Origin of the sequence: Pseudomonas sp. NFPP04 (genome assembly GCF_900113815.1) — a bacterium.
Classification (GTDB): Bacteria; Pseudomonadota; Gammaproteobacteria; order Pseudomonadales; family Pseudomonadaceae; genus Aquipseudomonas; species Aquipseudomonas extremorientalis.
This window is the reverse complement of sequence record NZ_FOQS01000014.1, coordinates 1-20,441: the sequence shown is the minus strand read 5'-3', so window position 1 is coordinate 20,441 and position 20,441 is coordinate 1. Positions and strand designations below refer to the sequence as shown.

The 20,441-nt window shown below is 53.1% G+C and carries 21 protein-coding genes; 15 read left to right on the top strand and 6 right to left on the bottom strand.

Going from position 1 to position 20,441, the window contains the following annotated elements:
• Positions 1-95: 95 nt before the first annotated feature.
• The 5 genes from BM017_RS24200 (at position 96) to BM017_RS24180 (ending at position 6,285) form a co-directional block, all read left to right on the top strand.
• Positions 96-863, top strand: a complete 768-nt coding sequence (locus tag BM017_RS24200; RefSeq protein ID WP_092249192.1) for a sulfite exporter TauE/SafE family protein — start codon at positions 96-98, stop codon at positions 861-863.
• Positions 864-988: 125 nt separating this feature from the next.
• Positions 989-1,537, top strand: coding sequence for a sugar ABC transporter ATPase (locus BM017_RS24195; protein WP_092249189.1), 549 nt, complete (start codon positions 989-991; stop codon positions 1,535-1,537).
• 104 nt (positions 1,538-1,641) lie between these two features.
• A complete protein-coding gene (gene guaB, locus BM017_RS24190; RefSeq protein WP_010207937.1) occupies positions 1,642-3,111 on the top strand; it encodes an IMP dehydrogenase in 1,470 nt (489 codons plus the stop codon).
• An 80-nt stretch (positions 3,112-3,191) separates the two neighbouring features.
• Positions 3,192-4,769 (top strand): glutamine-hydrolyzing GMP synthase, encoded by a 1,578-nt coding sequence (gene guaA, locus BM017_RS24185; RefSeq protein WP_092249186.1) that lies wholly within the window; start codon positions 3,192-3,194, stop codon positions 4,767-4,769.
• Between the two features lie 307 nt (positions 4,770-5,076).
• Positions 5,077-6,285 carry a tyrosine-type recombinase/integrase gene (locus tag BM017_RS24180; protein WP_092249483.1) on the top strand — a complete coding sequence of 403 codons (1,209 nt, stop codon included), beginning with the start codon at positions 5,077-5,079 and terminating at the stop codon, positions 6,283-6,285.
• Positions 6,286-6,354: 69 nt separating this feature from the next.
• Here BM017_RS24180 and BM017_RS29440 read toward each other — a convergent pair whose 3' ends face one another.
• The gene (locus tag BM017_RS29440) at positions 6,355-7,368 is read right to left on the bottom strand and encodes a LuxR family transcriptional regulator (RefSeq protein WP_092249183.1); all 1,014 of its coding nucleotides are present in this window, start codon (positions 7,366-7,368) and stop codon (positions 6,355-6,357) included.
• Between the two features lie 83 nt (positions 7,369-7,451).
• On the opposite strand from BM017_RS29440, the gene BM017_RS24170 reads away from it, so the two are divergent.
• Both BM017_RS24170 and BM017_RS24165 read left to right on the top strand, forming a co-directional pair.
• Positions 7,452-7,673 carry a helix-turn-helix transcriptional regulator gene (locus tag BM017_RS24170; protein WP_020328368.1) on the top strand — a complete coding sequence of 74 codons (222 nt, stop codon included), beginning with the start codon at positions 7,452-7,454 and terminating at the stop codon, positions 7,671-7,673.
• A gap of 114 nt (positions 7,674-7,787) precedes the next feature.
• Positions 7,788-9,110: a replication protein gene (locus BM017_RS24165; protein ID WP_092249179.1), complete on the top strand. Its 1,323-nt coding sequence runs from the start codon at positions 7,788-7,790 to the stop codon at positions 9,108-9,110.
• Between the two features lie 528 nt (positions 9,111-9,638).
• On the opposite strand, the gene BM017_RS24160 is transcribed toward BM017_RS24165, so the two are convergent.
• The 5 genes from BM017_RS24160 to trbJ all read right to left on the bottom strand — a co-directional run bounded on the left by BM017_RS24160 (position 9,639) and on the right by trbJ (position 14,449).
• On the bottom strand, positions 9,639-10,907 hold the full coding sequence (locus tag BM017_RS24160; RefSeq protein ID WP_092249176.1) for a HEPN domain-containing protein: 1,269 nt from the start codon (positions 10,905-10,907) through the stop codon (positions 9,639-9,641).
• Positions 10,908-11,482: 575 nt separating this feature from the next.
• Positions 11,483-11,803, bottom strand: coding sequence for a hypothetical protein (locus tag BM017_RS24155; RefSeq protein ID WP_092249173.1), 321 nt, complete (start codon positions 11,801-11,803; stop codon positions 11,483-11,485).
• 2 nt (positions 11,804-11,805) lie between these two features.
• Positions 11,806-13,416 (bottom strand): P-type conjugative transfer protein TrbL, encoded by a 1,611-nt coding sequence (trbL, locus tag BM017_RS24150; protein ID WP_092249170.1) that lies wholly within the window; start codon positions 13,414-13,416, stop codon positions 11,806-11,808.
• Positions 13,417-13,418: 2 nt separating this feature from the next.
• Positions 13,419-13,604, bottom strand: coding sequence for a hypothetical protein (locus tag BM017_RS24145; RefSeq protein ID WP_092249167.1), 186 nt, complete (start codon positions 13,602-13,604; stop codon positions 13,419-13,421).
• A 2-nt stretch (positions 13,605-13,606) separates the two neighbouring features.
• Positions 13,607-14,449, bottom strand: coding sequence for a P-type conjugative transfer protein TrbJ (trbJ, locus tag BM017_RS24140; protein ID WP_092249164.1), 843 nt, complete (start codon positions 14,447-14,449; stop codon positions 13,607-13,609).
• Positions 14,450-15,333: 884 nt separating this feature from the next.
• On the opposite strand from trbJ, the gene BM017_RS24130 reads away from it, so the two are divergent.
• The 8 genes from BM017_RS24130 to BM017_RS24095 form a co-directional block, all read left to right on the top strand.
• On the top strand, positions 15,334-15,699 hold the full coding sequence (locus BM017_RS24130; RefSeq protein ID WP_092249158.1) for a plasmid mobilization protein: 366 nt from the start codon (positions 15,334-15,336) through the stop codon (positions 15,697-15,699).
• 337 nt (positions 15,700-16,036) lie between these two features.
• Positions 16,037-16,525, top strand: a complete 489-nt coding sequence (locus BM017_RS24125) for a TIR domain-containing protein (RefSeq protein ID WP_256575679.1) — start codon at positions 16,037-16,039, stop codon at positions 16,523-16,525.
• A gap of 12 nt (positions 16,526-16,537) precedes the next feature.
• Positions 16,538-17,401: a DUF4231 domain-containing protein gene (locus BM017_RS24120; protein WP_092249152.1), complete on the top strand. Its 864-nt coding sequence runs from the start codon at positions 16,538-16,540 to the stop codon at positions 17,399-17,401.
• 37 nt (positions 17,402-17,438) lie between these two features.
• Positions 17,439-18,278 (top strand): hypothetical protein, encoded by an 840-nt coding sequence (locus tag BM017_RS24115; protein WP_092249149.1) that lies wholly within the window; start codon positions 17,439-17,441, stop codon positions 18,276-18,278.
• 78 nt (positions 18,279-18,356) lie between these two features.
• Positions 18,357-18,551: a transcriptional regulator gene (locus BM017_RS24110; protein ID WP_092249146.1), complete on the top strand. Its 195-nt coding sequence runs from the start codon at positions 18,357-18,359 to the stop codon at positions 18,549-18,551.
• The gene (locus tag BM017_RS24105) at positions 18,548-19,585 is read left to right on the top strand and encodes a PIN domain-containing protein (protein ID WP_092249143.1); all 1,038 of its coding nucleotides are present in this window, start codon (positions 18,548-18,550) and stop codon (positions 19,583-19,585) included. The genes BM017_RS24110 and BM017_RS24105 overlap by 4 nt, the downstream gene beginning before the upstream one ends.
• A 300-nt stretch (positions 19,586-19,885) precedes the next feature.
• The gene (locus tag BM017_RS24100) at positions 19,886-20,140 is read left to right on the top strand and encodes a competence protein CoiA family protein (RefSeq protein ID WP_256575676.1); all 255 of its coding nucleotides are present in this window, start codon (positions 19,886-19,888) and stop codon (positions 20,138-20,140) included.
• An 83-nt stretch (positions 20,141-20,223) separates the two neighbouring features.
• A partial coding sequence (locus BM017_RS24095) for an IS66-like element accessory protein TnpA (RefSeq protein WP_139216874.1) occupies positions 20,224-20,441 on the top strand: 218 nt, incomplete at its 3' end.

Below are 20,441 nucleotides of genomic sequence, written 5' to 3'. Positions count from 1 at the left end.
CATGCCTTTTCGAGATAGGTAGAGGGTTTCGAAGATATTAGTCGCATCCCTCACCGATGGCTAAAGTGATGGCCATCTCTTGCAAGGAATACCCCATGAGCCCGGTTGAGCTGATGAGTCAGTGGTCGTTTGGTGGTATGGATTGGCTGGTGATCGGCGTGGGCATCGTCGTGGCCTATATCGTGTTCGGTATCGCGGGATTTGGCACCGCGTTGGTGGCGGGGCCGCTGCTGATCCTGTTCATGCCGTTGTCGAAGATCATCCCGCTGTTGGTGCTGCTGGATTTTGTCGCGGCGTTTGGCAACCTGCTGCAGTCTCGGCGCGATGTGAACAAGCCGGAGCTGCTGCGCTTGCTGCCGTGCATGGCGATTGGCTGCACACTTGGCGTGGTGTTTTTGCTCAACCTGCATTCGGACCTGTTGCTGTTGTTGATGGGCCTGTTTATCAGTGCCTATGCGATCTATAGCCTGGCGGTGAAGGCGCGGCCGACGCAGCTCGCTGCCGGGTGGTCAATACCCATGGGCACGGTGGGCGGATTGTTTGGTGCATTGTTTGGCAGTGGCGGCTTTCTCTATGCGATCTATCTGAATAGCCGTCTCCCCAAAGACGCGGCGCGCGCCACCCAGAGTGCGTTGATCAGTTGCAGCACGGTGGTGCGCTTGAGCCTGTTCCTGATTGCCGGGGTGTACGCGGACCTGCCGCTGCTGATGTTGGCGCTGTGCCTGTTGCCGGCGATGGCCATGGGGCTGTGGTGTGGGCGCCGGTTGACGATGCGTATGTCGCGTGAGGCGTTTGTGCGGTTGGTGACGTGGTTGGTGCTGGCCAGCGGTATTGCATTGATCGGGCGGTATTTGAGTACTTGACCTGTTTTTTTCAGGGATTAAGCTGCCTGCCTTCACGGCCTCTTCGGGGGCAAGCCCTCGCCCGCCCCAAAATGTGAGAGGGGGCTTGCCCCCGATGACGCCAGACGCCACACCGCAGGACTCCCATGAACTCCCAAAGCATCCTTGTCCCGAAAATCTCCACCTTGCCCGTCCACGAACCCCGCGCCCGGGCGATCGTGCGCTGGCTGGTGCGCAAGAACATCATCAAGGAAGAGCTGACCACCTGTGGCCGCACCGGCAACCGCATGGGCTACGCCCTGGCCGATGGCGCCCGCGCCGTGGTGCTTTACCCGCAGGCACTGCCGTTCAACGAGCCGATCAATGGCCTGGAGATCATCTACAAGCGCTGCATCTACACGCCGGCCAAGGGCTTTCTCGAAGAAGCCGGTTGCCCGCAATGCCGCAAGGAAGTCGGCGAAGCGCTGTTCGAAAGCCTGGAAGACTGGATGCCCGGCCACACCGACAACTTCACCTGCCCGCTGTGTGGGCATGAAGACGACATCAACGGGTTCCTTTTCCTGCAGGAGTGTGGGTTTTCCAACTTGGGATTTATCTTCAACAACTGGGCGGAGGCAGGGTTCAAGCAAAGTTTTATCGACGAATTCGCCGATTGGCTGGACCAGAAGATGAGTTGGGTCAAAGTCGAGTTGTAACCCTTCTATCAGTATTCCCAAGTTTGTCAGAGTTTTACATTGAGCCCGACAGGGTGCATGTATATAATGGCGCGCTTCCATTTTCCCGCTCGGGAGCCCCCGCGATGCTGCGTATCAGCCAAGAAGCTCTGACATTCGACGACATTCTCCTAGTGCCCGGTTATTCCGAGGTGCTTCCTAACGAAGTCAGTCTCAAGACCCGCCTAACCCGTGGCATCGAGCTGAATATTCCCCTGGTTTCCGCTGCCATGGACACCGTCACCGAAGCCCGTCTGGCCATCGCCATGGCTCAGGAAGGCGGCATCGGCATCATCCACAAGAACATGACCATCGAGCAGCAGGCTGCCGAAGTGCGCAAGGTCAAGCGTTACGAAGCCGGCGTGGTGAAAGATCCGATCACCATCGAAGCCGACGCCACCGTGCGCGACCTGTTCGACCTGACCCGCCTGCACAACATCTCCGGCGTTCCGGTACTGCACGATGGCGACCTGGTCGGTATCGTCACTTCCCGTGACGTACGTTTCGAGAACCGTCTTGAAGTCACCGTCCGTGAAGTGATGACGCCCAAAGAGCGTCTGGTCACTGTCAAGGAAGGCGCCGACAAGAACGATGTGCGCGAGCTGCTGCACAAGCACCGCATCGAGCGCGTGCTGATCGTCGACGACAAATTCGCCCTCAAAGGCATGATGACCGTCAACGACATCGAAAAAGCCAAGGCTTACCCGCTGGCCAGCAAGGACGATCAAGGTCGTCTGCGCGTTGGTGCCGCCGTCGGTACCGGTAAAGACACCGGCGACCGTGTTTCGGCCCTGGTCGCTGCCGGCGTTGACGTGGTGGTGGTCGACACGGCCCACGGCCACTCCAAAGGCGTGATCGACCGCGTGCGCTGGGTCAAGCAGAACTTCCCTGAAGTACAGGTGATCGGCGGCAACATCGCCACCGGCGCAGCCGCCAAGGCCCTGGCCGAAGCGGGCGCCGATGCGGTCAAGGTCGGTATCGGCCCTGGCTCGATCTGCACCACCCGTATCGTCGCCGGTGTCGGCGTGCCGCAAATCAGCGCCATCGCCAACGTCGCCGCAGCCCTTGAAGGCACCGGCGTTCCGTTGATCGCCGACGGCGGTATCCGCTTCTCCGGTGACCTGTCCAAGGCCATCGTAGCCGGTGCGTCCTGCGTGATGATGGGCTCGATGTTCGCCGGTACCGAAGAAGCGCCAGGCGAGATCGAACTGTTCCAGGGTCGTTCCTACAAGGCTTACCGTGGCATGGGTTCGCTGGGCGCCATGTCCCAGGCGCAAGGTTCTTCCGACCGTTACTTCCAGGACTCCTCGGCAGGCGCCGAGAAGCTCGTCCCGGAAGGCATCGAGGGCCGTGTTCCTTACAAAGGCACCCTGAGCGCGATCATCCATCAACTGATGGGCGGCCTGCGTTCCTCGATGGGCTACACCGGCAGCGCCGACATCGAAGAAATGCGCACCAAGCCAGAGTTCGTACGGATCACCGGCGCCGGCATGGCTGAATCCCATGTCCACGACGTGCAGATCACCAAGGAAGCGCCAAACTACCGCGTAGGTTGAGGCTTCCAGCAAAATGTTAAGTAACCGGGGCTGTTCTTCAGCCCCGAGTTGTTTCTGATTCATTAGACGAGACTGACTTCATGGCCCTCGACATTCACGCCCACCGCATCCTGATCCTCGATTTCGGTTCCCAGTACACCCAGCTGATCGCCCGCCGCGTGCGCGAAATCGGCGTGTACTGCGAACTGCATCCGTTCGACATGGACGACGAAGCGATCCGCGAATTCGCACCGAAAGGCGTCATCCTCGCCGGTGGCCCCGAGTCCGTGCACGAAGCCAACAGCCCGCGTTGCCCGCAAGCGGTATTCGACCTGGGCGTACCGGTCTTCGGTATCTGCTACGGCATGCAGACCATGGCCGAGCAACTGGGCGGCAAGGTTGAAGGTTCCGAGCTGCGTGAATTCGGTTATGCCCGTGTCGACGTGGTCGGTAAGAGCCGCCTGTTGGACGGTATCGAAGACCACGTCGACGCCGACGGCCTGTTCGGCCTCGACGTATGGATGAGCCACGGTGACAAGGTCACCAAAATGCCGCAGGACTTCCACATCCTGGCCAGCACCCCGAGCTGCCCGATCGCCGGCATGTTCAGCGACGAGCGCCGCTACTACGGCGTGCAGTTCCACCCGGAAGTGACCCACACCAAGCAAGGCGGCCGCATCCTGTCGCGCTTCATCCTCGACATCTGCGAGTGTGAGGCCCTGTGGACGCCGTCCAAGATTGCTGAAGATGCCATCGCCCAGGTTCGCGCCCAGGTCGGCACCGATAACGTCCTGCTCGGCCTGTCCGGCGGTGTTGACTCCTCCGTGGTCGCAGCCCTGCTGCACAAAGCCATCGGCGACCAGCTGACTTGCGTATTCGTCGACAACGGCCTGCTGCGCCTGCACGAAGGCGAGCAGGTGATGGCCATGTTCGCCGAGAACATGGGCGTCAAGGTGATCCGCGCCAACGCCGAGGACCAGTTCCTCAACAACCTGGCCGGCGAGTCCGACCCAGAGAAGAAGCGCAAGATCATCGGTCGCACCTTCATCGACGTCTTCGATGCCCAGTCCAGCAAACTGGACAACATCAAGTACCTCGCCCAGGGCACCATCTACCCCGACGTGATCGAGTCGGCCGGCGCCAAGAGCGGCAAGGCCCACGTGATCAAGTCCCACCACAACGTGGGTGGCCTGCCGGAGGAAATGAACCTCAAGCTGGTCGAACCGCTGCGCGAACTGTTCAAGGACGAAGTCCGCCGCTTGGGCCTGGAACTGGGCCTGCCGTACGACATGGTCTACCGCCACCCATTCCCGGGCCCGGGCCTGGGCGTGCGGATCCTCGGTGAAGTGAAGAAGGAATACGCCGACCTGCTGCGTCGCGCCGACCACATCTTTATCGAAGAACTGCGCAAGGCCGACTGGTACCACAAAGTCAGCCAGGCATTCGTGGTGTTCCAACCGGTGAAATCGGTTGGCGTGGTCGGTGACGGCCGTCGTTACGCATGGGTCGTGGCCCTGCGTGCGGTGGAAACCATCGACTTCATGACCGCCCGCTGGGCACACCTGCCGTACGAACTGCTGGAGACTGTCAGCGGCCGTATCATCAATGAGATCGAAGGCATCTCGCGCGTGACGTATGACGTATCGAGCAAGCCGCCGGCGACGATTGAGTGGGAATGATGGGACGTCCGGCATTGCCCGGCACCCACTAGCAAGAAATGCCCTGGAGCCCGCGTAATTGCGGGCTTTTGGCTTTTTGGGTCTGGCAAATTCTGGCAGCTTTGTGCATCGCCAAGCACCGTGTTTATGTGGCATGGTACGGGGCATTGACTGAGCCAAATGCCATGCTTAGTGCTCGATACCATGTCGCCTTAGTAGGAAAGCGCATGGTATCAAATCTCATCATAGGCCCGATTTCATTGGGTTTTCTCGCTATGAATGAGTGATTTTCTGAGCATGGTATTTTTCCATGGAATCCGTGACTGCCATGCTGACCGATACCAAGCTGCGTAACCTCAAACCTAAAGAAAAACTCTACAAGGTGAACGACCGCGACGGGCTGTACGTGGCCGTCACTGCTGCCGGTTCCATCTCATTTCGCTACAACTACTCAATCAACGGCCGCCAGGAGACCATCACGTTCGGTCGTTATGGCGTGGGTGGCATCACACTTGCTGAAGCCAGAGAGCGCCTGGGAGAGGCTAAAAAGATGGTTTCAGCTGGCAAGTCGCCTGCCAAAGAGAAAGCCCGTGCCAAGGCACGCACCAAAGGGGCAGAGACGTTCGATGCGTGGGCTGAGAAATGGCTGCGTGGGTATCAGATGGCTGACTCTACCCGCGACATGCGCCGATCTGTTTACGAGCGCGAGCTCAAGCCGCAATTTGGCAATCAGAAACTGGTGGAAATCAATCATGAGGACCTGCGAACGCTGACTGATGCAATCGTGGAGCGTGGAGCTCCAGCGACGGCCGTGCACTCCCGCGAGATTGTGATGCAGGTGTTTCGATGGGCGATTGAGCGTGGTCAGAAGGTCGAGAACCCGGCTGATCTGGTGCGTCCTGCAAGCATCGCTAAATTCGAGCCGCGTGACCGCGCTTTAGGGCCTGACGAAATCGCGTTGATGTATCAGTATCTGGACCGCATCGGCACCGCCTCATCCGTGAGAGTCGCCGCTAAGCTGCTGTTGCTGACCATGGTTCGCAAAAGTGAGTTGACCAACGCTACCTGGACTGAGATCAATTTCAGCGAAGCCCTGTGGACCATTCCGAAAGAACGGATGAAGCGCCGCAACCCCCATTTGGTGTTCTTATCTCAGCAGGCTTTGGATTTCTTCATTGCATTGAAGACGTTTGCCGGTGGTTCAGATTACGTCTTTCCCTCCCGGTACGATTCTGATTTGCCTATGAGCACAGCGACGATCAATCAGGTGCTGACGCTCACCTACCGGCTTGCGCAGAAAGAAGGGCAGCCGCTGAGCAAGTTCGGACCGCATGATTTGAGGCGCACAGCGAGCACGCTGCTGCATGAGGCGGGTTACAACTCAGACTGGATTGAGAAGTGCCTTGCACACGAGCAGAAGGGCGTACGCGCCGTTTACAACAAGGCTGAATACCGCGATCAGCGTCGGGCGATGTTGCAGGATTGGGCAGATATGATTGACGAATGGACGCTAAAAAAACCACGGGCGAAGGTTTGATATAAGAGTCTGGTTCTGCCGCGTGAACCGTTATTGATTGTGTGTTTTGGTTGACGCTAAAACGAGCCACTAACGGGATCGTTGTGGCTGACTCAAGCAAAATATTTCTGGAATTGAGGCAATGGCTTTGGATACCGCTTGGCGTTCTACACCCAGTCTGCGCGCAATCTCTGATTGATTGAAGCCAAGCCGTCGGAGCATGAGCATTTGTTTTTTTCTGTCAGATAACCTTGAATCCACCATAAGCCGCGCTAGGTCCCGTAACTCTGCTTCCTCTCCTAGCGTTAACGTTTGGCCAAGCATGTAGTTGTGTATGTAGCTGTCAACCAGCTCGTCACCTGATTTCGCTTGCGGAGTACCTCGCGAGGCGCATTGTCGGCTGATTCTGGCTAACTCGAGGTCGAATTGCGCTATAGATCGTTTCGCTTTTCTGTACGCGGGATTCCACGTTTTATCCGGCATCTTGGGGCGATGGGCCTCGCAGTAAAGATTGCTCAGGCGTAAGTCTTCATCTACTCCACGCATTTTGCTCATGCGTAACTCTTCATCTATTCCGCGTTTGCCCTCTGCATCTGCGGATTCGGCGAATGAAGTCAGCTCTGCAAGCGTGCCGCAAAACCTACAAAAGCCCCTAAAGCGTCGACCATTCACGCCGCCACCACGCACTTTTCTCTTCGCCGGTTGTTTGCGTTTGCATGCCCATACAAGCTCTATCAACGTTTCGAGGGTGGCGATGTATCGTCGGTCTCCTTCGGACTGTTTGTCTTCTGTTAAGACAAAAGCTCTCAGCAATTGGCGTTGTACGCGGAGCATTGCCTCAATACCTACCAATCGCATGATTTTGCTGAAGGTGACGCCTGAACCGGCTCCCGGTATGTGCCCCCGATGAAGCGAGGGGAGCGTTGCCGTATACGCAGTTACGGCAGGGTCGATAAGTTCTTCTACCAGTCGGGCGATAGGGTAACGCTTCGATGCTGCAGAGTACGGCTCCCAGCAATCCCGAAACCGTCGAATGGCATCTGCGACGGATAGGTCGCATCCCTTCCAAATGGCGATGGTTGATCTATTTTTCATGTCAACCATTTTAGCCAATCATCTCGTCGAAGCAAGCGGCACGTCCGGGCACGATCAGGCACACATTCAATGTGACTGATTGAGGCAAGGGTATGCAGGTATCAACGAACAGAACGCTTATCGATAAAAAGACGCTGCTAGCGATGATCCCGCTGTGTGAGCGGACGATCTACAACTTTGAAATCAAAGGTAAGTTCCCACGCCGCATTGCGATCAGCAGTCGCAAAGTAGTATGGGATTTGGCTGAGGTCGAAGATTGGATTGACGCATGTAAGGACTCCGGCCCTGCGCCCAGGCCCGGAATTGGAGCCTGAGCGGTGCAGATCGGGCCCGACGCAGGGCCCATATCGCAGCAGCATGCTAGAACGGCTTGCGGTCGACACCAATGTTCACAGCTTGCGCTGTTCAGTTCTCAGGACGAGGCGCAGATGTACCACGACAGCAACAGGAGCGGTTTTTTCTCGCTGCTGGTTGACGTACGTGGCGAAAAACGCCAGTCCTCCCACCGGTTAGCGGATATGCCAGCCATTCTCAATTTGGTAGATAAAACCCGCGACACATGGATGTCTCAGGCAGAGTTCATCCGGCCCAACCGGCGTGTCGTTAACCTTGCCCGGTTGGGGCTGTTGTTCACCGATCTTGACACCTACCGCATACCGGCTCTTACCGGCCGCACGCCTGACGAACTGGCAGCATCGGTGCTTTATTTCTGCACCGAAGAAGGATTACCGGCCCCGTCCGTACTGATCTATAGCGGCCGGGGTATCCAAGCGAAATGGCTACTCGACGGTACTATCCCGCGTCAGGCATTGCCCCGCTGGAATGCGTGCCAACGCTACCTTGTGGATCGCCTCGCACACGTCGGTGCCGATCGGATGGCCAAAGATGCAAGTCGCGTTCTGCGAACGATCCAGACAGTGAACAGCAAGAGTGGCGAACTCTGTCGCGTTGTTCATGTGACGAACGACACCGATGGCCAGCCGGTCCGCTATAACTTCGAGTATTTGGCCGAGGCCTTGCTACCAACTGCCCGCTGGACAATAGAGCAGCAGCGGCAAGAGCAGGCCGAGCGGGTCAAACGCAAGCCTAAGCCCTTCCTTTTGGTGCCCGGCGGTAAAGCTGACAATCTCCGCGGATTCTCCGGCCGTCAGCTTGCGTGGGATCGCCTCGAAGACCTGCGCAAGCTCGCCGAGTTGCGCGGCGGTGTCAGCGAAGGCTGCCGGATGCAACACCTGTTTTGGCGCTTGAACTTCCTGCTACTTTCCGGCGCGACCAACAGCAAACAGATGTATCACGAAGCATCAGCACTGGCTCGCGAGTTAGATCCGCAATGGGATAGCCGTTCCAAGGAACTCATGACGCTGTTCAGCAAGGCCAAGGCCTACGAATCGGGAGAACGGGTCAGCTTCGGAGGTAAGGACTACCCGGCGCTCTACACGCCAAAAAATGACACCCTAATAAACCTGTTCGGGATCACTATAGATGAGCAACGGCAGCTCAAGACGATCATCAGCTTGGGGATGGCACAGGAACGTGACAGGAGCCGCCATGAAGTTCGTAGGCGCGCTGCAGGTAGCGTAGACCGCCAGACTTATTTAAAAAACTCATTGAGCCGCCAGAAGCCTTGGGAGAGCCTCGGAATGAGCCGTGCTAGCTGGTATCGCGCAGGTAAGCCAGAAGCTCCCGAGGTTGAAACAGGTTCGTGTGTATTGCATTCGAAAGAAGTGGCCGCTGATCCGGGTGTCTGGTGAGACAAGTCCGTCCGTATTACTAATGGCGAAGCCTCCGCGCTTTTGAAGGTAGCCGTCCGCGCTGTTGAAGAGGGGGGGTTATAATGCTGGGTTACGTCAGGTATTTGAAGTACGTGCTTATTACAAATGAAGATGCCATCGGGTTTGTCCGGCGCTCCCGCGTGGGGGCCGCACTCGACTTGATCACTCTTTAATATCTACTATAGATAAATCGATGGTTAAAGCTGGACGACATTCGTATCGCAATTGTTTGACAAACTCGTCCGCGTACGGTCTGCTGCTAAATGCACTTGATTAGATTAATTTCCCTATGTTTACAGCCTGCTGAAATGTGCTGATATCGGTCAGTGCTAATATCTGTTATAAAGTTGAATTAAGTTTCTATCGTACAGAGGCGCTAGTAAATAAGTGAGGCTGGTAGCTAGTTTGCTTCACTTATTTTAATGAGTTGTTTCTAGATCCTAAAAGTACCCATTCTTATCGTGGCATGAATACTTTTCTGTTAGTTTGTGAGTTGAGTATTTTTTATCAATCGCGCGCTTGTTGAGTTCTCAAATCGATACCGCGTTTTTTTAACAGTTCCTCGTGATCAAGTGCTGAAAGCTTTTCTAATAGTGAGTCTATGGCTTCCATCTCTTCAGTAAACTCTGATTCGTTTAGTTCCACGAGTCCGACTTGGTGCACTACAGTGTTTCTAGTTTTTTGAGCTTGATTTATAAGGTCGGCTGTTTCTTTAGTGATAATCCCTTTGGTGTTCCAGAGGTACTTGGATTGCATTTTTATGTTTGTTTTGTTTGTCTCGTGTTTGTTGAAAGTGTCCTCTTCACTAGATGAAAGCTCGCAAATATGTCGAACTAGCGCTGAGAGCTTATTATATTTGCTGATGAAATCCGCAGAGTTTTTATTGGCGGTACCGCTAAAATTTTCAGCCAGTTCCTCGCGATCTGTTTCCTCAATGTGTAGATCCCCAACTGCATCAAGTGCGGCCTGGATTTTTTGGCAAATGTCGTCACTGATCAGATTAAGATCGTCAAGCTCTTGCTTCGATATTCCTTTGCAGTGAGCGATCTTGCATCGGTAGTCGTACAGACGTTCCCACTTGGCTTTTAAGTACTCTGACTCGCACTGTACTTTTTTTGAAAAATACTTTTCCCAATTGGTAAATGGAGCGTACTGCTTTAGGTCTTTAACTGTGATATTTTCAGCGTCATTTTTTTCTTTTATAGTATCAAAAAATCGGCTTGCATCTGATTTTGTATAGCTTTTGAACAGGAAGTTTGACAGCTGGATGAAGTCAATCTCATGTAGGAAGTTGGTTTTTTCTTTTTTTCTGTCAGTTCTGACAGAGTCGAGTACCTCTTTTGGAGTTGCCGCATCGCTCCAGTTATATCCAATGCTGATTGCCATGAATTTAGCGATCAGTTTACGCATGAGGTTTTCAGTTTTGTATATTGTAGGGTAGCCGGATTGGCAGTACTCCTCACCAATTCCATCATGAAGTATAATAATATTTCTGCCGCTCAATTTCGTGCAGATTCCTCTTATTTCTCTCAGGAATTCCTTAAACGCTTCAAGCTCTGATCGCTCACTGCACTCTATAGTTAAGTCGTAGTAAATTGACCCGTCTGTGAGAGTTCCTTGTGCTAGCTGATATATGTGCTCTTTGTCTAAGTAGGATATTTTATCTTTTTTGGTGAATGAAATAGATTCATGTGTCGAGAGAAGGCTTTTAAATTTATCTACAGTTTTGCAGATTCCATCTGTTGAGTCGAAGGTGATCAAGTATTCGCTTTTCAATTTACTTCCTTGTTTATATTTAGTGTAAAACCACGCTCTTAGTTTCCAATACTAGGTAGTGATTCAATGAGCGAGTAAAAATGCAGGCATAAAGCTACTACGATATGATGAGTGGCTAGTACTGATTTAATATACAGCCTGTTTTTGCATACAGCATTTGTGGGGTCTTACTGGGCGTTCCATTGACTGTCTGAGCTATCGAGTATCGAGGCTTTTCACGCGGGGAGCTGGCAGTCTTTAGGGGCGTGCGGCGCTGTCTTGCAACGGTGTGACATTGCTGGTGTTGTTAAAAGCGAAAGGAGCAATGGCATTCAACCTGATTCTTGACGGTGATCAGCTTTAGAAAAACGACACTGGGCGGCTCAATCTTGCCTGTCGGCCTACCGTCGCAGGACATGCGTGAGGGATAACAGTGTGCTGGTTTTGTTATTACTTTAGCGGAAGTGTTGGGGGATCGGATATGTGACTCGATGTATAGAAAGTCGCTCAACGAGCACTACAAAGGCTTGCTTGATCTGTGGCGGAAAATACCACCCCACCCTAGGCGAGGTAGTCTTCAAGACAAGTTGGCGTGTTTACTGATTTTCAGGCGGCTCTCGCTTCTGTGCTTCCTGCGCCTTTCGGATGGATATCAAAACCTGCTGGTTCAAAGTGGCGTTATTGTTGCTGCCCAGCAAAGGCAGCCGACTCAGAGCCTCTGCCCCAACAAACATGCGATACGAAGCCGACATTGCGAGCGGGCTAACGCGAAGCTGCAGCGCCGTGTACTGCCGATCCAGCTTATCTAGCTGCGGCCCGTAACCTTTACTTCGCAGCCACCGGCCGAGTGCCCACATGCCGACGGCGAACGTAAAGGCGAATACTGCGAATCCAGCGAACATCAGAAATCCCATCATGATTATTTCTCCGTTTTTTCGTTGTTGGAGGCCGTACCCGGCACACTCAGCGAGGCTAGGCGACCATTTGTAGGGCTTGCGTCTGAGGCTGGACGGATCACGTTGGAATCCCCCTGCTCGGAATTAGCGGCTAACTCTCCGCTGCTGTTTGGAGAGGCCGAATTGGCCTCGCTATTTGAAGGTGGGGTTGATCCAGCACCAAGGGATAAGTCGTGCGCATTCTCCATGCCCGGTACAGCCATTGAAGCCATCACCCCGAGTACCTTCGCACCTCCATTCGCCGCTTGAGAAAGGGAATTTCCCGACACTTCAGTACCCCTTTTTGGTGTCTCTTGTTGTTTGTCTTTGTCGTCGTTGTCTTGCACTACCTTTCCAGCCTGCTTGGCGGCCTGCTGCACGCCGCTGTTAGGTGGTTGGGCAGAGCTGGGCGTCGCTTTAGCGGCACCGCCACCTACGCTCGACCCTGCTGATGTAGAGACTTTGATGGCTGCACCGCCACCAGTGCTGGCACCCACTCCAGAGGACGCGGCGTTGCTCATTGAAGCCGCTGCACCGATGCCGGAGTTTGCCGCACCGGCAAAGCTGGAGTTAATAGAGCCAGCCAATCCTCCGCTACCAGCCGCCCCTGCGGCACTTGCACCACCACCGGCAGCGCCAAGCGCACCAGCAGCGGCGGGCGCAGCGGCACCGGCCGTGGCGATGGTGGCGACTGCGGCAGCAGCACCGGCAGCGCCAGCCGCTGCCATTCCACCGATGGCCGAACCTCCTCCCATTGACGTGCCGCTGATCATCCCGCCAATCAGTTCGGGAATAGTCTTGGTCAGGTAGGCGCATACCAAAGCCAAACCTGCCAATGTCATCAGAGATGCTTCGTCATTGGTATAAGCCGCTAACCAGGACTTAGCCGACGTGACAATAATTCCTACGATCAAGGTTAAGACGAACAGCTTGGCACCTACTGCAACAACAAAGCGGAGTGGTGCAATTGCAAAATCGCGTGTCCATTGGGAGCCACCGAAACCGAAGAACAGTACGGAGGCATTAATGATGACGTACGACTCTACAAGCGTCACAAACATAAATGCCGCGATAAAGGCGAAGCACAGTAAAACCAAGCAACCAACAAGCGCGATAAGAATTGCTTTACCCGGAGAAAAAAGTGAAATGCCTTCCACGATGGTGCGTGAGAAGTTGACAGCCACCGCGAACATATCACCGGGCTGAAGCGCACGGCCCAAACCGCTTGCCGTGCCCGCAGCTTCTCGGAAACTGTCCACTACGGCTGTCGCCCATGGCACGGAATGTTCAATGACTGCGTAGAAAAAGCCAATGGTCATGAAGAAGCGGATCAGCTCGCCGATAATTTCGCCTAAGTCAGCTTGTCTCATCACTAAAGGCATGAACGTCCAAACCAATTGGATGAGAGCGAGAGATGCCAGTAATTTGAGTGCATAACCCTGTAGCCGTGTTGACCATTCACTTGCGGCTTCATAGAGGATCCGCAAAAGCCCGTTCATTTCATTGCTTTGAGTTACATCTCCTGCTGCCATCGCGCTACCGGCCGAAAGCAAGAGTGTTGCACTAACCAGTGCTACAAATGCTGAGCGTTGCATAGTTAGAAATCCTCAGGCGGGCCCCATTTGTTTTTCCGTGCTTCAAAGTTCTTATCCGTATCTGATTGCATCGACCGCTCAACAGCCACGCAATCGGTGCGGACAGAAACAATGAATTCAGATAGAGCGGAGCCACCGAGAGCGGAGGCGATACATAACCCAACAATCAGATATTTAGATATGGACATGGTTAGAAATCCTCGGAAGGCCCCCAGTTATTTTTACGTGCCTCAAATTTTTGCTCGGCGGCTTCGCTAGCAGCCTTCCGGTCGCCCTGCTGAGCCATATAGTTGCCTTGCATGTTTATTTGCGTGGCCAGTAGATCGCGCAGTTTTTGCAACTGCTGAACGTTCTGAGAGGCTATCTCGTTGCCTGCCTGAATGGCTTGCATCCGGCCCACGGCCGACTGTGAGCGAGACACCATGTGACCAAGCTGAGTATCCTCAGACTCGAAGGTGCTGGTGTTGAGGTTCGCCGCCTCAAGCGCCATTTTCACGCTGTCGCGGTTTTGCTCTGACCACTTCTGATAGCGCTCACCCGCCGGTACTTCTGCCGAGTTTGCAGCTTGATTTAGATAGGATTGAAAGCCGGGAAAAGCCGTATTGAACTGCGAGTCCATGTTCTGGATCTGGCGGCCTAGAGACTGCGAGCGGGTGTAGATGTTGGCCACTTTTTTGAGATCGGCCGCGACGCTGCCGAACATTGAGTCGGGCAAGCCGGTGCCTTGAGTGACCATGTTCTGATACTGCTGAATTTGCGTCTGTAACGTCTCGGCCGTGTTCAAGGCTGTATTAACGGCCTCGACGTACTCGAACATCTGCTGATAGAACGTCGAGCAGTTCGAGCAATAGATGGCGTAAGCCGGTGGCGGAGCGATGTACATGACCAATCCGAAAAAGGCGGCTACGGCAAATTTGGCACCATAGGCCGCCTGACGACGGAGTTTCCGAGCAGTAGAAACGGTCGTTTCGCGCAGGGGAATTGTTGTCAGCGGCGTTTTGGCGATAATGGACGTTATGATTTTTTGGTGCATTTCCCGGCCTCTATCAGTCACTGTGGTCAGTGCCTGATCGTGCCCGGACATGCCGGTTGCATCGATGGAATGATTGGCTAATTAGGTTGACACAGGGAAGATCAATTCTTGGCGATTATTTGTTCAATCCGCCCTGTTCGGAATGTACCGAATATTGTGCTTCTACTTGCAGTAGGTGCTTCGGGCCGCTTGAAAGATGTGCAGCCGAAAAGGCTAAACCCTTAGAAGGCTATATAAGATCATCACGGTTATTGCCGCTGCTTGGGTCATGCCGGAACCCAGGTCGGGGCTTCGACATAGGGGCTGGTACCGTTGGGGTGCCGGACTGCATTTGTTCTGGCACCGGCGCTACCGGAATTGTTATTTCGTCAAGAATTGTAGGCTGGGCGCCACGTTTGGTGGGCTTGCGGATGTACTTTCCTACGTACCGAGCGAACTGGCTGTAGCTCAGCCCCGTATTATCTCCGCCGTGGTTCTCATAAACGACCGTCACCGGCCAACCGGCTTGAATGAGACCCCGAAATTCATCTAGGCGCGCTAAAAACGCCACCCGCCCCGCGCCAGTAAGCCCTTCTTTTGGTGTCTTCATCATCGAACCTCTGCTTAAGCATGGTTACGCAAGTATGCGCAAAAAATCTTCTACTAACCATGCGTAATCTAGCTCATAGATGCGCAGATATGCGTAGGTATGCTAGATATGAACCGTTCGCAAAGATACGCACGTATTTGCGTCGAATCGGACGGCAAGATGTGTGTTGTGGGCCTACGCTGCTTCGCAGCTACGACCCCCAACACCGTCCCTTACTCGCCTTCGGCTCGACGGATCTTGCTCTGCGAGGCTTACCGTTGCTGCCGCAACAATTAAGAAGCTTAAGAGGTACAGCATGGAGAAAAAGCAGAAGCTCACCCCTCGACGGAAGCTGCCGCCGATCAAGGTGTGGGTGTCGGAAGACGAGCGCGCAGATATCGAGGACAAGGCACGGCAAACCAACATGTCGTTGTCCGCCTACCTGTCCGCTGTAGGCCGCAACAGCCCTATTCGATCCGCACTTGACCTGAAAGCTGTTGCGGAGCTTGGGAAAGTAAATGGCGACCTTGGGCGGGTCGCAGGCTTGCTGAAAATGTGGTTGGCAGAGAAGCGCGGGCATGGTGCCCCGGCGGCGGACGTTGATGCATTGATGAGGGAGTTCCGTGAGCTACAAGGGAAAGTCTTGGCTGTTATGAGCAATGTTGTTTATGAGCGGAGATAGGAGCGGCCCCTAAGACCAGCTGCAGCATTCTTCGTAGCGCCATATAGAAAAATTATGGCCAATTGGGCATGCACCTCATCCCAATCTGAGGGGGGGCTTTCGAGTTTTGCCATTTCAGAGGGCCGTATCAGGGCACAATCTTGCTGACAGCGCACGACACAGGTTCATGACTCCATCGAGGGCAGAGTAAATCCCGCTGTCTAGGGCGATGTTGCCGTTGCTAGCAACTGGCTGGCGAAAACGCTTTTTTGGATTGCACAATCCAAAAAAGACGTGGCATTAGGCCGGTATCGCGCTAGAGTTCTTAAGTATAAAAAATGCCGTGGTTTTCCGAGACGTGGAGAAGATAGTAATGGGGCTACCAAGAACATTTGTGGGATTTAGTAGTACGGATATTCACTATTATCGCTTGATGCTGGCGTGGAAACAACACGAGCATATTGATTTTAGTTTCACTAATTGCCAGCTTTCTCAAGAAATACATTCTAGTGATGAAGCATATATAAAACGTAAGTGCCGCGAGCGCATAGATATGGCAGGAACGTTTGCCGTGCTTATTGGTTCTGATACGCGTAATAAGCACAAATATGTGAGATGGGAAATGGAAGTCGCGTTAGAAAAAAAATGTAGAATTATAGGCATTAATTTGGACGGTGCGCGTAACGTGGTAGAAGCAAAATGCCCGCCTATTATTCGAAATGTAGGAGCTATCTTTGTTCCTTTTTCACCAAAAATTGTTGCCCATGCGCTTGCTAATTGGACTAAGCAGCCGAATGACGACTGGCACTATAAAGACGAGGTTTATAAAAATCTCGGATATAAATGATCGGAGGAATATATGGAAGATAAAGATTTTCCTGCCCTCTACCGGTCTGCTAATGAGCTTTCGTTAAATTCGCAGTCACAATTTTTCTTGGCTTTGAGATGCCATCTTATTACCTTGGTTCTCGCCGCTTTCTTATCAATCGTAAGCTTTCCACACTGGACTGTAGCCGCCTTGCAGGTTTTTGCTCTTTTAGGAGCTTTGGCGTGCTCTATCTATTTGTTTAGTGTTAGGCCAGAAAAGCTTTGGTACGGTGGCAGAGCGGTCGCGGAATCTATAAAGACGATAACTTGGCGCTATGTGTGTCGAGCTGAACCATTCCAGGGAGACGATGAAAGCGCTCGGAAAGATTTTCGTCTAACACTTAAAGCAATAATTGAACAAAATCGAGAGGTTTGTCGGGCGCTCACTGACCATCTTGAAGGTATCCAAGTTTCTTCTAAGATGGAGCAGATCCGGTGCGAAACATTAAATAAGCGCAAAGAAATATATGTGAAAAGTAGAATTGGAGATCAGCATACATGGTATGCCAACAAAGCTAAATTCAATCGTAGGAGAGCTCGGTATTTTTTTTGGGTTCTTATAACGGTCAATACCTTCGCTGTAGTTTGTGCTGTGGTGCGGGTCGCTAACGTAGAGGTGCCTTTTTGGCCAACTGATGTTTTCGTGGCAGCGGCGGCAAGTATTTTGAGTTGGATGCAAGCAAAACGATTTTCTGAATTGGCGGCGTCGTACTCTTTAACGTCTCACGAGATAGGCTTGGTAAAAGAAGAAGCGAAGCAACCCAATACAGATGAGAAGTTTTCTGTATTTGTAGGGGATGCGGAAAATGCTTTTTCCCGAGAACATACGCAATGGGTTGCAAGGAAAGATGCGTAGATGATTCTGTCAAGGACATAATTGGGGCGCGGGTGATATGTTTAATCTTATTATGAGATCGGTTGAGTGGGACTCTGGGCAAGAATCAATGGAGGTTGGCCGGGTTTTTGAATATACGGATAGCCACATCTCTCAAAAATTTAAAGAAAATAATACACCGTCGCTGGATAAGCTTATAGCTCTGCCGTGTTTGTTTATGCAAGAAGGAACGCGGGATGAGGTTGCTTACGTTGGTCAAATAAATAGAGCAAGAATAGTAGGTAGTGATATATCTTTTGAGTACTCTTTGGATAGTGAGGTTCCAACTATTCATAATTCATTTATATATGAAAATAGAATGGCGCTTGATATGCCGAAGGATTTTGAGTTCTCTCGAAATCATTGGGCTGTTAAGGATATTGATCTTTATCGATTTTTACTTAGGACGGTTAGACCAAGGCGCCAACGGCCAACTGTATTTCAGATTGCAGAGCATGAGAGCATTGAAGCGATGCTGGTCTCTGTAATGATGCCATTTGATGCTGCTTTTAATCCGGTCTACACCAGTATTCAGTTGGCCGCGGAAGGGGTTGGCCTTCGTTGTCGTCGTGCCGATGATATTTGGGAGAATCCAGCCATAATTCAGGATGTAGTCGCTTTAATAGATAGATCGCGTGTTGTGGTTTGTGATTGCACAGGTAGAAACCCTAATGTTTTTTATGAGGCTGGGATTGCGCATACTCTGGGTAGAGAGGTCATACTAATAGCTCAAGCTGAGCACGACATACCGTTTGATCTACGGCATCTACGATTTATTCGCTATCATGCGAACGCGCAAGGAATAGCCGAATTATCCGCGGCTTTGCAGGCACGAATTCAAACCATTGTCGGTCACTAATATATCTGCTTGTTGCAGACATCTTGGATGAACATCGAGAAGCCTTGTATCGAACTCTCAGCAAAGAGGACAGGTGAGATGAAAGACAGATCACATGACAAGGCCATGGTGGAGTATTTCCATGCTAGTCCTTCCTACGCAGCGGAGCTGCTTGCCGAAGTTCGCCTAGACGGCGACCAGGCTGAACTGGCTATTTTGTTGCGACAGACGGCTGAGGCGTTCGGGCAGGATGGATTGCGGATAGTTTCTCAGACGGGGAAGGAGCGCAAATGACCTTGAGATTGTTGATTGATACGTGTGTATGGCTCGACCTTACAAAAGATCCCCGCCACCTTCCGCTGTTGGATGTCCTAGCCGCGATGAGCGCGGCAGACGAAGTAGTACTCGTAGTGCCGCAGATCGTTATCGATGAATTTGCACGGAATCGCGACCGAGTGATGGCCGCGAGTAGAGCCAGCCTTTCGAGTCACTTCAAGAGGGTTCGAGAAGCAATTATGCAGTTCGCGCCTGAAGATGGCCGAGAGGCTACGATCAGGCAGCTAAACGAGGTTGATCACCGCGTAGCGACTGGCGGCGAGGCGGTGAACGAGGCGGTAGAACTGATTGAAAAACTCTTTGGCGAAACTCAGCCTGTGCTTGTAAGTGACAGCATTAAGCTGCGTGCGGCCGACCGAGCTATCGCCAAGGTTGCCCCTTTCCACCGTCAGATGAATGGCATGGGAGATGCGGTCATTATCGAGACCTACATTGATGCTCTGGCTGCGCGTCAGGGGGAAGACGTGTTCGCGTTCGTGACTCATAACATCCACGATTTTAGTCGTCAGGGTGCAGATACGCGTTTGCCTCACCCGGACTTAGAAGCCCTCTTTGATGGTGTGAGTTCGCGATATTCAACCAACCTAAGCACACTACTCAACGAATTCGCCAGCGAGCTGATCGAGGAGACCAGGTTTGAGCGCGAATACAGTCAAACACCTAGACAGCTATCCGAGTTGCTCGAAGCAGAGCAGAAGCTGACAACGCAGGTTTGGTACAACAGGAAGTGGAACATCATCGCTAACGTCGAGGATGGAGAAGAAAGGGTGGTGTCCAAGGAGGAGTGGGATAAGGCTGCGCCAGAAGAGAGGCAGAAGCTTGTTGTCGACACGATTTGGGAGGGAATGCTAGCTGCAATGAGGAGCGCCGAAGAGGAGTTCGGAGCGGAGGAGCTGGGGCCGTGGACTGACTTCGAGTGGGGGATGATCAACGGCAAGCTGTCTGCTATACGCTGGATGCTCGGTGACGAGTGGGATATGCTCGATACGTAAGAGAAAAGGGCAGCTATGGACTTCCGTTATTTTGGATTGGGCAATCCAAAATAACGCCTGTGGGCGTACTGGATTATCGTTGAGCCGTTTTGGCTACCAGAACGGAGGGGCACAAGTGAAATACAGATTACACAGTGAGGTTATGGCTGAGCTTTTCCGTGCCAATCCGAATTATGCCTCCGAACTGCTGGTCAAAAGTTAGCTGAGGCGGTGACCCGGCAGAGCTGTCCATTCTGCTGCGACAGATAGTTGAGGCGTTTGGGAGGCCTTTGCAACTCCGACTTTTGCGACGAGGCAACCATGACGCAAGTGGCTTGGACCCGAGACGGCCTGCCGGTAGATGCGGCTTCCATCCCCGGCATTGAATGGGAGGCGTTGAAACAGGCGGCGCAGCTAGGCGACTTCATGATGCTATGCTGCAAGGCCCCAGCAGTACTCAAGACAAGCATTAACGGCTTGGCCTTCTTCGCCCATCTGTCGGATGAGTGCGACACCGCACCGGAAACGAAGTGGCATAAATCGGGCAAGGCCGCAGTGATGGCCGCCTTAACGTAAGCGAACGGTGAACACACCTACCGACCTCCCAAATTAAGGGCGATGGTGTCCGCCTATTTTTAAGCGGACGCGATAGCCCTTAAATGCGCCAACGAAGCTCTTACCCCAAGTCGTTCAAAGCCCAGGTTGTCCAGGAATGCCTGCAACCCGGCGCCTCCATTTCCAGCGTGGCCATCAGTCACGGCATCAATGCCAACGTGATCCGTAAGTGGCTGCCACTTTTTCGAGACCAGCCACCCGCAACCCTGCCGGCGTTTGTTCCGGTAAAGGTCGCCCCGAAAAGGCAGGCCGAGTCATCGGT